Source organism: Nocardia sp. CS682 (assembly GCF_004634405.1).
GTDB lineage: Bacteria > Actinomycetota > Actinomycetes > Mycobacteriales > Mycobacteriaceae > Nocardia > Nocardia ninae.
Map to the genome: position 1 here is coordinate 6,104,899 of NZ_CP029710.1, position 12,398 is coordinate 6,117,296.

The window sequence follows — 12,398 nt, forward strand, 5'->3', positions numbered from 1 at the left end:
CGATGCCGAAGTATGGATTGCCCGGAGTGGCGGTCGACAAGCAGCGGTCCCGGCTCGTCGGCCTGATCGCGGTCGCAGTGATCGTGGCGGTGGCCGCGGTCCTCGTAGTGCAACGCGAGCTGCGCACCGACGACGGTATGCACATCTCGCTGCACACCGAGCAGGTCGGCGACGGCATCCTGGCGGGTACCCCGGTGCGGGTGGACGGCGTGCAGGTCGGCACGGTCACCGGGGTCGACCCGGCCGAGCGCGGCACCCAGCGCATCGGGTTGCGGCTGGATCGTTCGCAACTGCACGGCATCGACGACAGCATGCGGGTCGACTACGCGCCCGCAAACCTGTTCGGCATCAGCGAGATCGAGCTGCGCCGCGGTGCAGGCGGAGCCGCGCTGCGCGACGACAGCGTGCTCGATCTGACCGGCGCCAATTCCGCCGCGATCTTCGACGCCACCATGGGCAGCATGCTGCGCAGCCTGTCGGCGTCCGGCGACTCGGTGCTCACCCCGCAGATGGCGACCGTGATCAGCCAGGTCTCCCACGACATGAAGGCGTTCACGCCGCTGGCGCAGGCGATCATCCAGGCGGCCCAGATCGTCACCGACAACCAGCGGATGCCGTTCTCCGAGCTGGCCGCCGCGCTGGGCCCCGCGTTCTACGGCGCGGGCAACTTCGCCGGTGCCAACGAGGTGATGGTGGACATGATCCGCAATATCCCTCGGCTGCAATCGAATCGGGAATCCTTCGACGCCGGCGTGCGGATGCACACCGACACGTTGCTGCCCGGTATCGCCAACCTCGGTACCGCACTGGGCAACGACCTGTCCGGCGTCACCGACATGCTCGCGCCGGTGCTGACGCTGCTCGCGCAGATGGTGCCGCAGCCGCGGCAATCGGGGGCCGACCTCACCGAGTTGCTGCGCAGGCTGCGCGCGGCCATGCCCGACACCCCGAACGGTCCGGTGCTGAACGCCGAGATCGATCTGAGTGGCATGCCGGTCCTGGCACCGCTATTGGGAGGTGCCCGATGAAAGTACGTTCCGCCGCATGGCGGCTCGGCCTGTTCGCGGCGGTGATGATCGGCGTGCTGATCATCGTCTGCACGGCGATCAAGCGGCCGGTATCCGGGCCGACCGAGGAGCACAGCGCGCTGTTCACCGATGCCAACGGCCTGAAGGTCGGCGACGACGTGCGGATGTACGGCGTGCAGGTCGGCAAGGTGAACGGGATCGAGCTCGCCGGCGTGCAGGCCCGAGTTCGGTTGTCGCTCAAGACCGATGCGTCCATCTACGACAACTCGAAGCTAGCCATCCGCTACCAGAACCTCACCGGCCAGCGCTATATCGACCTGCAGCAGCAGCCGCAGCCCGGTAAGCGCATTCCGGGCGGCGCCACGGTCGGCACCGATCACACCGTGGCCTCGTTCGATGTGACCAGCATGTTCAACGGCCTGAAGCCGGTGCTGGCCACCATTTCCCCGGAGGAGATCAACCAGTTCAGCGCGAGCATGGTCGCGCTGATCGAGGGCGACGGCAACGGCATCGGGCCCGCGCTGGCGGCGATCGACAAACTCGCGGCACACGTCAAAGACCGGCAGGTGGTGATCGACAAGGTGCTGCAGAACCTGTCCGACCTGCAGGAAACGGCCGGCGGGAAGGTCCACTACATGGTGCCGCTGCTGGCCAGACTGGCCGACATCTTCTCCGGCCTGGAATCCAATATGGCCGGTCTGGCCCAGTTCGCCGCGGCCGCACCCTCGGTGCTCGGCCCGCTGGACAACCTGTTCAACGCCCTCGGGCTACAGAGCCCCGACGATGTGGACGCGTTGATCCATCAGATCTTCCCGGATCCGCAGCAGGCGCTCGAGATATTCGACAAGCTGCCCGGGCTGCTGGCCGGTTTCGACGCGGCGATCCCCAAATCGGCGGTCGCGGGCTGGAAGCCGCAGTGCACCAAGGGCGCGGCGGACGTGCCGCAGGTATTCGGCGTACTGATCGCGGGACAGCAGGTGGCGGTATGCGCTGGGTGAGCGGCATGTTCGCCGATCGTCGCGTGATCGGTGAGCAGGAGACCAAGCGGCGCGAGATCCGGCTCGGCATCATCGGCGTGGTCCTGGTGGCGATCGTGGCGGTCGCGGCCGGCGTGCTCTACGCGGTGCCGATCGGCAAGAAGACCTACACCGCCGATCTCGCGGAGGCTCAGTCGGTGAAGGCCGGTGACGACATCCGCGTCGCCGGGATCAGCGTCGGCACGGTGAAATCACTGGAGCTGAAACCGGATCGGGTGGTCATGCGCTTCACCGTCGACTCCGGATTGTTCGTCGGCGATCAGTCCACGCTGGATATCCGCATGCTCACCGTGGTCGGCGGCAACTATGTGGCGCTGTTCCCCTCGGGCACAACGCCGTTGGGGGACAAGCACATTCCGATGGATCGGGTGCGGCTGCCGTACAGCCTGGTGCAGACCTTCCAGGACGCGGCCGAGCCGGTGCGCAAGATCGACGGAGATACCTTGCGGCGCAACCTCGCCGCGCTCGGCACCTCCGTCGCGGAGGCGCCGGACACGTTGCGCACCACCCTCGACAGCCTCAGCAGCTTCGTCGACGACCTCAACCGCCAGCACGAGATGATCTCCAAGGCGATCGCCAATGCCGATGAGTACGTGACCATGTACGACGGCGCCAAGGGCTCGCTCGGCAGGCTGGTGCAGGCCACCAACCGGATGGAAGACCTGGTCCTCGGCAAACGAGCCGAGTTGCAGGAGGGTCTGCGGCTGCTGAACGCCGTCATCAGCAAGGCCGCGGCGATCGCGCCGACCTACGCCGAGCTGAAGCCCAAACTCCAGCCGCTGTTCGACGCCGTGCCCCGGATGTCGGAGCTGCTGAACAAGCTGGATCCCGTCATCGGCTCGGTGCAGGACATGCAGCAGAAGCTGTCGGCGCTGGCCGGGCCCGACGGCGGCGTGACGATCGACCAGTCCGGACAGACCATCACCGCGCCCGCGGGCGCGCTCGCCCGGGTCTGTGTGCCGTTGCCGGGGAGGGACTGCTGATGCTGCACAAGGTGCTCGGTTCGCGGGCGTTCATGTCGGTCTCGGGTGCGCTCGTCGCGGTCGTACTCGTCGTCGTGGGGTACTTCATCGCCTTCGACCCGATGAAGAAGACCGAGAGTTACTGCGCGATCATGCCCGACAGCGTCGGGCTGTACGTCGGCAATCAGGTGACCATGCGCGGTATCCCGGTGGGCACCGTGACTTCGATTGCGCCGCAGGGCAAGTCGGTGAAGGTCGAGTTCGACGTCGAGGCCGACAAGCCGGTCTACGCCGACGCGGGCGCCACCACGCTCGCCGACAGCATCGTCGCGGCCCGGCAGCTCGCCGTGGTGACCTCCGGTCAGCACACCGCGCGCTGGAACGCCGGTCAGTGCATCACCAAAACGCTGACGCCCAAGAGCATTTCCGAGACGTTGAACGCGGTGGCGCAGCTCTCCGCCCAGATCTCGGGACCGGACGAGAAGACCCCCGACGCACTCGCCCAGGGGTTGTCGCAGCTGAACGCGGCGACCGCGGGGACAGGACCGCAGGTCAACGACATCATCAAGAAGCTGAGCGGGGCGATGGCCTCACCCGACGCCGATATCGGCCATCTGGTCGGAGTTTTCGACGCCTTCGCCTCGGTCGGCAAGAAGGTCGAGGAGCACTGGGGCGACATCGAATCGATGTTCCGCCGGTTGGCGCCGACGCTCAATGCGGCGCGCACCGACCTCCTGGAACCCGGTGCCCAGGTGATCGACGGACTGGGACAGCTGCTCCCGATCCTCAACGACCTCACCACGGCCTTCGGTGATCCGATCATGAAGTCGCTCGATGTCACGGTGCCGCTGGTGAAGTTCCTGCGCGCCCGGGTCGGCTCGCTGGCCCAGATCGTGTCGATGATACCGGTGCTGACCGACGCCTTCCGGTCGTTCGGGCAGTCCGGGATCACCTACGCCCCACCGAAGGTCGCGATTCCGCAGCAGCAGGCCGATCAGGTCTGCGCGGTGGTGAACGCGATGGCCCCGGGGCGCTGCGACGCCGCGGACGGCTTGGCGAAGGTCGACATGGCAGCACTGCTGTTCGGAATGGCGGGTGCACGATGAACATCCATCGAGACGAGACCGGGCGACTGGTCGTCACACTTGCCCGTCGGGAAAAGGGCAGCGGCGGTGGTCGTTTCGTCGCCGGACTCGCGGTGGTGCTGGCGGCCGCGCTGCCCGCCGCGGGCTGCGCGTTCGATCCGTCGTCGGTGCCGGTGCCCGGCTCCGAGGTCTCCGGCGCCACCTACGACGTGCACATCCAGTTCGCCAATGTGCTGAATCTGCCCGCGCGGGCCAAGATCATGGCCAACGGCGCCCAGGTCGGCACGGTTTCCGGTGTGTCCGTGGTGGATTCGGCCAAGGCGGGCGGCCGCGGCGGTTACGTGGTTGTCGACGCGCGGATCTCGAAGTCGGCGCGGTTGCCCGCGGCCACACTGGCCGAACTGCGGCAGAACACGGTGCTCGGTGACATCCATCTCGCGCTGATCACCCCGTCGAACGGCTTCGACAAGCTGCTGCCGGAGGGCGGCACGATCCCGCTCGCGCAGACGAAACCGCCGGTGCAGCTGGAGGACACGATGGCCGCGCTGGCCACCTTCACCCAGGGCGGCGCGGTGCAGCAGGTGCAGGACACCATCGAGCAGCTCAACGATGTGCTGCCCGCCGATCCCGCCCGGACCAAGCAGATCGGCAAGACCCTGGCCGACGACGCGGTCGACCTGGGCAACCACCTGGACGCCCTCGACTCGCTGCTCGACGGGATCGACAACAACACCAATGTGCTGCACGGCATCCGGCCGGTGCTCGCCGACCTGCTCACCCAGGAGTCGGTGGACCAGATGAACGGCATCGCCCCGTCCATCGTCGGGGTGACCAAGATCTTCAACCAGCTCGGCCCGATCGGCACCTCGCTCACCTGGCTCGGCCCGCTGCTGAACAGCGCCGACGGCACCGTGCAGGCGTTCCTGCCGCTGCTGGCCTCGGCCCGGCCGCTGGACCTGAGTCAGCCGTCGAATCTGCAGGCGCTGGTCTCGCTGGTGCGCGAGAAGATCATTCCGTTCGCCGAGCACGGGCCCAAGGTGAACATCACCGGCGTGAAAACCGATGCGCCGGTGCCGCTTCAGGACCAGACGGATCGGATCATCCAGACCCTACGCATGATCGGAGTCGTCCGATGAAGCTCGGGCCGATCGCCTCGCTCGGCGGTATCGCCGCCATCACCGTGCTCGGCGCGGGCTATCTGACGTTCAATGTGGTGCAGGCCGATCCGTTGGCCGAGTACACCAATGCCAGCATGGTGCTGACCAATTCGGGTGGGCTCGCCGTCGGGTCGCCGATCCTACTCACCGGGATCGAGGTGGGCCGGGTCAGCTCGGTGCGCAAGAGCGCGGGCGGTGTCGAGGTCGGGCTGAAGCTCGCCGCGGACCGCCGGGTGCCCACCGACAGCACGGTCACCATCGAGCACCTGTCCGCACTCGGCGAGCCGTATGTGGAGTTCCGGCCGAATGCCGACGGCGGACCGTACCTGCGCGACGGGCAACAGCTGACGACCTCGAATGTGCGCATGCCGCTGTCGATTCCGGAGGTCGCCCGGCTCGCCACCAAGACGTTGAACCAGCTCGACCCGGCGGTGGTCGGCTCGCTGGTGAGCACCGCGGAGCAGTCCCTGGCCGGCACCGACGGCGCGATCCCGAATCTCGCCCGCTCCGGCGATCTGCTCGCGGCTGCCATCATGAGCCGCAATCCGCAGATCGCCTCGCTGCTCAACAGTTTCCAGAACACGGCCACCAACATGGATTGGGTAGGACCGTCGTTCAGCGCCGCCGCGCCCGAGTGGGTCACGTTCACCCAGGCGCTGAGCGATCTCGTCGCCCATGTCGGCCGGATGGTCGACAGCCAGCCGATCGACCAGTACACGACCGGAAACGGGATCGCCCCGTTCACCGCGAAGACGGTCGACGCGTTGCGTGAACTCCAGCCGGAGCTCAGTTCGCTGGCGCCGGTGCTGCGCCCGCTCGTCGATGCGCTGGTCGCGGCCGCGCCGCGCATCGATATATCCGACCTGATCTCCCAGGCCCTCGCCGAGGTCGACGCCGATGGCGCCGTCAAGGTGCGGGTGGCCGTCAAATAGGAAAGGAGGACGCGATGTCGAACGACGTTGTGACCGAACCGAAGCAGGACGTCGACACCGAGGCCACGCCGGCCCCGGCCCGTGACCCGAAGACCGTCTCGATTCGCCTGTCGACCGTCGCGGTCGCCGCGGCGCTGGTGGCGCTGACCGCCGCGACCGTGGTGTTCGGCGCGCTGTGGGCCTCGGCGCGCGGCGACCTGAGCGACCGCGACGCCGCGGCCGCCGACGACAAGCACGCCGAGCAGGTCGCCACCGACTACGCGGTCGGCGCCTCGAACATCAACTTCCAGGACGTCAACGCCTGGGTCGCCAAGCTCAAGGCCAACACCACCCCGCAGCTGGCCAACAAGTTCGACGCCACCGCGCCGAAGCTGCAGGACATCCTGGTGCCGCTGAAGTGGACCTCGACCTCGGCGCCGATCACCGCCAAGGTGATGAACACCGACAACGGGGTCTACAAGGTGAATGTCTTCCTCAATGTCACCTCGACCAGCGCGCAGACGCCCGAGGGGGCGCAGACCACGGTCACCTACACGGTGAACGTGGATCCGAACAACGGGTGGAAGGTCACCGACGTCGGCGGGATGGCGGGCGCGCTGCCCAAGCAGTGACCCTCGGCCGCTGAAACGGGCCGAGTTTACCCATAGCTATTCCTGGTAAACGGCTTTTACCTGCACAAATGAAAATTGTCTAAAGTCGACGTTGATACAGCAACCTTCGGGTAGCGTGCCGTGAAGATCAACATTCGTACCGGTGTTTCCCTGTCCAGCAGAGAAGGCGGTTTCGATGGTGACACCCGGCGGCAGTCACGAACCCGACGGTGGGAGCGGCGCCGACAACCGCGGCCTGGTGATCGCGGCCGTGATCGCCGCCGTCCTGGTGCTGGTGGTCGCGGTCGGGATGCTGCTGCGGTCGGGTGAGGACTCGAAGGACGACAAGTCGCCGTCCGCGACGACCTCCGCGAGGCCGTCCACCACCGGCCGCACCACCCCGTCGCCCACCCGGGTGAGTCCTGGACCGCCGTCGCCGGTGGTCCCGCAGCCCGCGCGCAAGATCGGCGACGACTGCTCGGCGGGCGGCATCGTCGCGCAGTGGGATCTGCGCGGCGGTGAATGGGCGTGTGTTCCACAGGGGCAGAACGTGCATCGCATCGGGGATGACTGCTCGCACGACGGCATCGTCGCGGAGTGGATGCGGGGGCCGGACGGTCGCTGGGTGTGCATGGCGCAGGAGCAGGGTCGGCCCGGCCAACAGGAGCAAGGCCCCCGCCCGGAGCCGGTGCCCGCCGACCCGGGACCACCGCCCGCGAATCCAGAGCTTCCGCCCTCGGTCCCGGAATCACCGCCTGCTGCGCCGGAACCCCCGCCCGCTCCCGGGCCGCCGCCCCCTGCTCCGGGGCCGCTGCCTCCTGTTCCGGAATTCCCGCCCCTCTTTCCCGGGCTCCCGCCGCCTCCTCCGGTGCCCGCCTCCTCCGGTGCCGATCGGATTCCTCCGACTCCGATCGGGTGTGTCGGATAGGGCAACCGAAAATCGATCGACACGGCTGCGATGCTCGTAGACGTGACCGTCGTCGTGCCCGAGTTCTTCGCCACCCGCCTCGCCAACCAGGAGGGCGCACCCGCCCGCGCCTGGCTCGACCGCCTGCCCAACCTCGCCGCGCAGTATGCCGACCGCTGGCAGCTCGCCTTCGACGGACCGTCCATGCACGGCTACGGCGGCCTCGTGCTGCCCGTCCGGCGGGCGGACGGCAGTGCGGCCGTGCTCAAACTGAACTATCTGACGCCCGAAACCAAGGATGAACCCGTCGCGCTGGCCGCATGGCAGGGCGACGGTGCGGTGTTGCTCCTCGACAGTGACGCGGACAACGGAGCGATGCTGCTGGAACGTCTCGAAGCCGGACGTTCACTGGAGACCGAGCCGATCGATGACGCTGTGCGAATCACCTGCGAGCTCATGCGCCGATTGGCTATCCCAGTGCCGCAAGGTATTTCGCGAAACTTGCGCACGGAGTCGGCAGGCTGGGCGGAGGAACTGCCCAGGGAGTGGGAGCGGCTCGGCGCGCCGTACCCGCGCAAGCTGCTGGACGCCGCCGTGGAGGTGTGCACGCAGCTCGGGCCCACCGCCGCCCAACTGCTGGTGAACGAGGACCTGCACTTCGAGAATGTGCTTGCGGCACGACGAGAACCATGGCTGGTCATCGATCCACAACCGCTCGCGGGCGATCCTGAATTCACCACCCTGTCCCTATTGTGGAGCCGCCGAACCGAATCCACCCTCGACGATCGTTTCGCGGCGGTCGTCGACATCGCGGGCCTCGACGCCGACCGCGCCCGAGCGTGGACCCTCGTGCAGTGCGCGCGCAACTGGCTGTGGTTCGCCGAGGACGAGGACTGTGACGATCCGGGCTACCCCGCCGTCCAGGAGATTGCGCCCTGGGCGTTGCGCTGATCGGTTTCGCCGCGCGGTCGCCGCAGCTGGATCCCTACGCGTGTGCGGTTTTCCCGCCGTCGATGACCAGTTGGGCGCCGGTGAGATACGGGTGTTCGGGTGAGGCGAGGGTGAGCGCGAACGCGGCGATCTCCGCTGCGGTGGCCAGTCGGCCGAGCCCTGGAACATTGCTGCCCGCCCACTGTTTCATCATCACCTGGTACACGTCGTCGGGCAGGTGCGCCAATCCGGCGGCCCGGCGCACGAACTCGGTGTCGGTGGTGCCGGGGACGAGCGCGTTGACCCGGATGCCGTCCGCCGCGTAGTCGAGTGCCGCAGACTGGACCAGACCGACCAGCCCGCGCTTGCTCGCGGTGTACGCGCCGCGCCCCGCGTCCGTGGCGAGTGCGTTGCTGGACGAGGTGACCACGATGGTGCCGCCACCGCGCCGGATCAGATGCGGCACTTGGTATTTGATCGCCAGAAAGGTGCCGCGCAGGTTGGTGTTCAGCACCCGATCGAAGTCGGCGGTGCTGTACTCGTGCAGCTTCTTCTGCACGGTGATGCCCGCGTTGTTGAACGCGACATCCAGCCCGCCATAGAGTTTCGCGGCCGAGTCGACGAAGTTCCGGACATCGTCCTCGACCAGTACATCGGCTCGAATGTAGGTCGCCTCACCGCCCGCCGCCCGGATCTCGCGCTCCACTGCACGACCCCGATCCTCGCGCCGCCCGCAGAACGCCACCCGCCCGCCCTCCGCCGCGAACAAGCGTGCGGCCGCCGCGCCGATGCCCGAGGTCGCCCCGGTGATCACCACGGTTTTGCCCGCGAAGCGTCGCAACGCGGTCGGTTCGTACCGTGGTGGGTTCGAATTCGCGCCGAGCGCAACACCTCCGGCGAGCCCGGCGGCCGCGCCGACCGCGAGGCCGGATGCCGCCATCGAGCCGAGCAGCCGTCTGCGGTTCGGCTTCGCTTCCTGATGCTTACCGGGTGCGGGGCGGGGCGTCTCGGCCGGACCGAACTCGCCGGCATCGGACACACGCGCCGCATCATCGTTGTTCGTCATGTCACCACCCTCTCGACAACCGAAATCCGGCGACTCCGTCCGCTGGCCCGAATATCGGCCGCACGGATGAGGGCGCTCCTGCGCAGGGAGGAGCCGGGCGGTCGTGGTGCCCGGCATGATGAGGGCGTGGTGAGTTCGGCGGAAGTGACGCGTGGCCTGGAATCATGGCTCGACGAGCGGTTTTTGCCGGTGCGGTTGCTGGTCCTGCTGGTGTCGGCGGTGGGGTGCTTGCTGTTTCTCGGCGATGCGCCCAGCACGATCGACTGGACGATCGGGCTGCTCGCGGTGCTGGTAACCGCAGGTGGGGTGCGCTGGCCGCTGGCCACGTCGCTCGCGGTGAGCGGCGTGCTGCTGATCGGCTTCGAGATCGGCGATACCGGTCCGGTGGTGCCCAAGGTTGCCGCCGCGATCGCACTGGCCGAGCTGTCGGCGCGCCGGTCGGGTTGGCAGCCGTGGGTGGCCGCCTGCGCACTGGCCTGCGCCTATCTCCTGCATCCGAGCGGTGACCTCGCCGCGAACGGATATCGGGCGGTGGTGATGGCGGGCGCGCCGGTGCTGCTCGGTGTGCTGCTGCGCACGGCACGCGAGGGCGCCGAACACGCACGCCGCGAGGCGCACGAGATCGCCCAGCGCCGCGACGCCGAGGTGGCCGCCGCCCGCGCCGTCGAACGCACCGCTATCGCCCGGGAACTGCACGACCTGATCGCCCACCACGTGTCCTCGACCGTGCTGCGCGTCGGCGTCGCCCGGCACGCCATGCCCGACGCGCCACCCGGGGCACTCGAAGTGCTCGACGACATCCACGCCAGCGGCAAGGCCACGCTCACCGATCTGCGCAGGCTGCTCGCCATCCTGCGGGATCCGGCGATGACCGGCGACTCCTTCATCGCACCCGCCGACCTGCCCGCCGCGCTCACCGCCGTGGTGGACCGCGCCGGGCAGTCGGGCATCACCGTGCATGCCGCGGTGACCGAGGACATCGCCGAAGTCGATGCGGTACTCGCCCTTACGCTGCTGCGACTCACCCAGGAGGGCGTCTCGAACATCGCCAAGCACGCCGGATCCGGTGCGACAGCACAGTTGACCATTGCCATCCAGGACGGCGAGGTCCGGTTCACGTTGCGCGACAACGGTTCCGCGCCATCGTCGAGCGCGCGCGCCGGTTCGGCTGCACGCCGGCCCGCCGACGGCCACGGGCTCGGTTTGATCGGACTGCACGAGCGCGTCGAACTGCTCGGTGGCGAATTCACCGCCGCTCGGGTCGGCGCGGAATGGGAACTCGCAGCACGTCTTCCGACCGGACGCCCGGTGCCCGCATGACCATCCGCGTCCTCCTCGTCGACGACCAGCACCTGGTCCGGGCCGGCCTGCGCATGCTCTGCGAAACCGACAACGCGCTAGAGGTGGTCGGGGAGGCCGCCACCGGCAGCGACGCCGTCCGGCTCGCCGAGCAACTGAGCCCCGACGTCGTCCTGATGGATCTGCGCATGCCCGGCATGGACGGAATCCGTGCCACCGCAGCGATTCTCGCGACCAGACCGGCCACCCGCATCCTCGCCCTCACCACCTTCGACGACGACGATCACCTCTACCCTGCCCTCGCCGCGGGCGCCTGCGGCTTCCTCGTCAAAGACGCCTCACCCACCGACCTACTCCACGGCATCCACCGCGCCGCCGCAGGCGACCACCCCTTCTCCCCGAACGTCCTGCGCCGCGTAGTCGACTCCGCCCTGGCAGCCCGCACCACCCCGCCCACCCCCGAACTCCGCACGCCCCCGGGCCTGACACCCCGCGAACTCGAAGTACTGGCCCTGGTAGCAGAGGGCCTCCCCAACGCCGACATCGCCACCCACCTGCACCTCGGCATCACCACCGTCAAAACCCACATCACCAACCTGATGGCCAAAACCGGCACCACCAACCGAGTCCAATTAGCCGTCCTCGGCGCCCGCACCTCCCGAAATTAGCTGGACACGGCTGAGACGCTCGACAGGTGAGCATTGTTCCGGAGTTATTCGCTGAACGCCTCGCCAGGCATGCGGGGGAGCGGGCGCGGACAGGAGCGTACGAGGTTGCTCGTGCGGAGGACGACGTCGGCGATGTCGCGGTGCGAGATAGTGCGCCGTCGGCGCCGGCTCGAGTCTCTTGCCATGCGGCGTAATTGGGCACGACGAACCGTTCGACCGGCGCATGCGCCGTGGCGAGATCGGGTGCGGGCGAAAACGACAGTGACCGCACCGCCGGGGCGATCGCCTGGTCGGCGGTGGGGTCGGCGGTGGAGATTTCGCTGACTGCGTGCGGTCAGTGGGGGTGTTGGGCGGCGTACCTGGCGCGTTCGACGGCGCGGCGGCGCATGCGTTCCGGGTTCTCCAGATCGGCGGGGAGTCCGTGCTCGGCGAGGCGGTGGGCGCGGTTCATCGGCATGAAAGCCGCTGTGTAGAACAGGGCCAGCAGCATGGCGAGCAGGACCATGGCGCCGCGTAGCCAGAGTTCGCCGGGGAAGAGCAGGAAGACGACGAACAGTGGGGTGAAGGGGGCCATGCCGCGCAGGATGTGCCGGGCGGTGGCGTGTTTGCCGGTGAGGTCGTTGCGCACCCAGTCGATCATCGAATCGGGCAGGCGGCGGCCGAAGACGTAGCCGATCCACTGGATCGGGTTGGGCCGCGGTGTTTTCCGGGACATGCGCGAACTCCTCGTAAGTGTT

The 12,398-nt window shown here is 68.2% G+C and carries 13 protein-coding genes; 11 read left to right on the forward strand and 2 right to left on the reverse strand.

What is annotated here, in order from left to right; translation table 11 throughout:
* Window positions 1-2: 2 nt before the first annotated feature.
* The 9 genes from DMB37_RS27480 (at window position 3) to DMB37_RS27520 (ending at window position 8,649) form a co-directional block, all read left to right on the forward strand.
* Window positions 3-1,028 (forward strand): MlaD family protein, encoded by a 1,026-nt coding sequence (locus DMB37_RS27480; protein ID WP_135235135.1) that lies wholly within the window; start codon window positions 3-5, stop codon window positions 1,026-1,028.
* Window positions 1,025-2,026, forward strand: coding sequence for an MlaD family protein (locus tag DMB37_RS27485; RefSeq protein WP_135235136.1), 1,002 nt, complete (start codon window positions 1,025-1,027; stop codon window positions 2,024-2,026). The genes DMB37_RS27480 and DMB37_RS27485 overlap by 4 nt, the downstream gene beginning before the upstream one ends.
* Entirely contained in the window at window positions 2,014-3,048 is a 1,035-nt protein-coding gene (locus DMB37_RS27490; RefSeq protein ID WP_135235137.1) for an MlaD family protein, read from the forward strand. The genes DMB37_RS27485 and DMB37_RS27490 overlap by 13 nt, the downstream gene beginning before the upstream one ends.
* The gene (locus tag DMB37_RS27495; RefSeq protein ID WP_167768949.1) at window positions 3,048-4,133 is read left to right on the forward strand and encodes an MlaD family protein; all 1,086 of its coding nucleotides are present in this window, start codon (window positions 3,048-3,050) and stop codon (window positions 4,131-4,133) included. The genes DMB37_RS27490 and DMB37_RS27495 overlap by 1 nt, the downstream gene beginning before the upstream one ends.
* Entirely contained in the window at window positions 4,130-5,248 is a 1,119-nt protein-coding gene (locus tag DMB37_RS27500; RefSeq protein WP_135235139.1) for an MlaD family protein, read from the forward strand. The genes DMB37_RS27495 and DMB37_RS27500 overlap by 4 nt, the downstream gene beginning before the upstream one ends.
* Window positions 5,245-6,201 carry an MlaD family protein gene (locus DMB37_RS27505; RefSeq protein WP_135235140.1) on the forward strand — a complete coding sequence of 319 codons (957 nt, stop codon included), beginning with the start codon at window positions 5,245-5,247 and terminating at the stop codon, window positions 6,199-6,201. Before DMB37_RS27500 ends, DMB37_RS27505 begins: the two co-directional genes overlap by 4 nt.
* Window positions 6,202-6,215: 14 nt before the next feature.
* Window positions 6,216-6,812 (forward strand): hypothetical protein, encoded by a 597-nt coding sequence (locus DMB37_RS27510; protein WP_107654523.1) that lies wholly within the window; start codon window positions 6,216-6,218, stop codon window positions 6,810-6,812.
* Window positions 6,813-6,987: 175 nt separating this feature from the next.
* Window positions 6,988-7,719, forward strand: coding sequence for a hypothetical protein (locus DMB37_RS40695; RefSeq protein ID WP_167768655.1), 732 nt, complete (start codon window positions 6,988-6,990; stop codon window positions 7,717-7,719).
* Window positions 7,720-7,761: 42 nt separating this feature from the next.
* On the forward strand, window positions 7,762-8,649 hold the full coding sequence (locus tag DMB37_RS27520; RefSeq protein WP_240771671.1) for an aminoglycoside phosphotransferase family protein: 888 nt from the start codon (window positions 7,762-7,764) through the stop codon (window positions 8,647-8,649).
* A 34-nt stretch (window positions 8,650-8,683) separates the two neighbouring features.
* On the opposite strand, the gene DMB37_RS27525 is transcribed toward DMB37_RS27520, so the two are convergent.
* Entirely contained in the window at window positions 8,684-9,694 is a 1,011-nt protein-coding gene (locus DMB37_RS27525; RefSeq protein ID WP_240771672.1) for an SDR family NAD(P)-dependent oxidoreductase, read from the reverse strand.
* 129 nt (window positions 9,695-9,823) lie between these two features.
* Between DMB37_RS27525 and DMB37_RS27530 the strand changes: the two genes are divergently transcribed.
* Both DMB37_RS27530 and DMB37_RS27535 read left to right on the forward strand, forming a co-directional pair.
* Window positions 9,824-11,014, forward strand: a complete 1,191-nt coding sequence (locus DMB37_RS27530) for a sensor histidine kinase (protein ID WP_240771673.1) — start codon at window positions 9,824-9,826, stop codon at window positions 11,012-11,014.
* Window positions 11,011-11,661, forward strand: coding sequence for a response regulator transcription factor (locus DMB37_RS27535; RefSeq protein ID WP_135235144.1), 651 nt, complete (start codon window positions 11,011-11,013; stop codon window positions 11,659-11,661). Before DMB37_RS27530 ends, DMB37_RS27535 begins: the two co-directional genes overlap by 4 nt.
* A 334-nt stretch (window positions 11,662-11,995) precedes the next feature.
* Here DMB37_RS27535 and DMB37_RS27540 read toward each other — a convergent pair whose 3' ends face one another.
* Window positions 11,996-12,376, reverse strand: coding sequence for a DUF5313 family protein (locus DMB37_RS27540; RefSeq protein ID WP_135235145.1), 381 nt, complete (start codon window positions 12,374-12,376; stop codon window positions 11,996-11,998).
* Window positions 12,377-12,398 lie beyond the last annotated feature (22 nt).

Coding starts and splice junctions, on each gene's coding strand:
- DMB37_RS27500 (WP_135235139.1), top strand. CDS start 4,130: ATGAACATCCATCGAGACGAGACCGGGCGACTGGTCGTCACACTTGCC.
- DMB37_RS27540 (WP_135235145.1), bottom strand. CDS start 12,376: ATGTCCCGGAAAACACCGCGGCCCAACCCGATCCAGTGGATCGGCTAC.
- DMB37_RS40695 (WP_167768655.1), top strand. CDS start 6,988: ATGGTGACACCCGGCGGCAGTCACGAACCCGACGGTGGGAGCGGCGCC.
- DMB37_RS27485 (WP_135235136.1), top strand. CDS start 1,025: ATGAAAGTACGTTCCGCCGCATGGCGGCTCGGCCTGTTCGCGGCGGTG.
- DMB37_RS27480 (WP_135235135.1), top strand. CDS start 3: ATGCCGAAGTATGGATTGCCCGGAGTGGCGGTCGACAAGCAGCGGTCC.
- DMB37_RS27535 (WP_135235144.1), top strand. CDS start 11,011: ATGACCATCCGCGTCCTCCTCGTCGACGACCAGCACCTGGTCCGGGCC.
- DMB37_RS27495 (WP_167768949.1), top strand. CDS start 3,048: ATGCTGCACAAGGTGCTCGGTTCGCGGGCGTTCATGTCGGTCTCGGGT.
- DMB37_RS27505 (WP_135235140.1), top strand. CDS start 5,245: ATGAAGCTCGGGCCGATCGCCTCGCTCGGCGGTATCGCCGCCATCACC.
- DMB37_RS27490 (WP_135235137.1), top strand. CDS start 2,014: ATGCGCTGGGTGAGCGGCATGTTCGCCGATCGTCGCGTGATCGGTGAG.
- DMB37_RS27510 (WP_107654523.1), top strand. CDS start 6,216: ATGTCGAACGACGTTGTGACCGAACCGAAGCAGGACGTCGACACCGAG.
- DMB37_RS27525 (WP_240771672.1), bottom strand. CDS start 9,694: ATGACGAACAACGATGATGCGGCGCGTGTGTCCGATGCCGGCGAGTTC.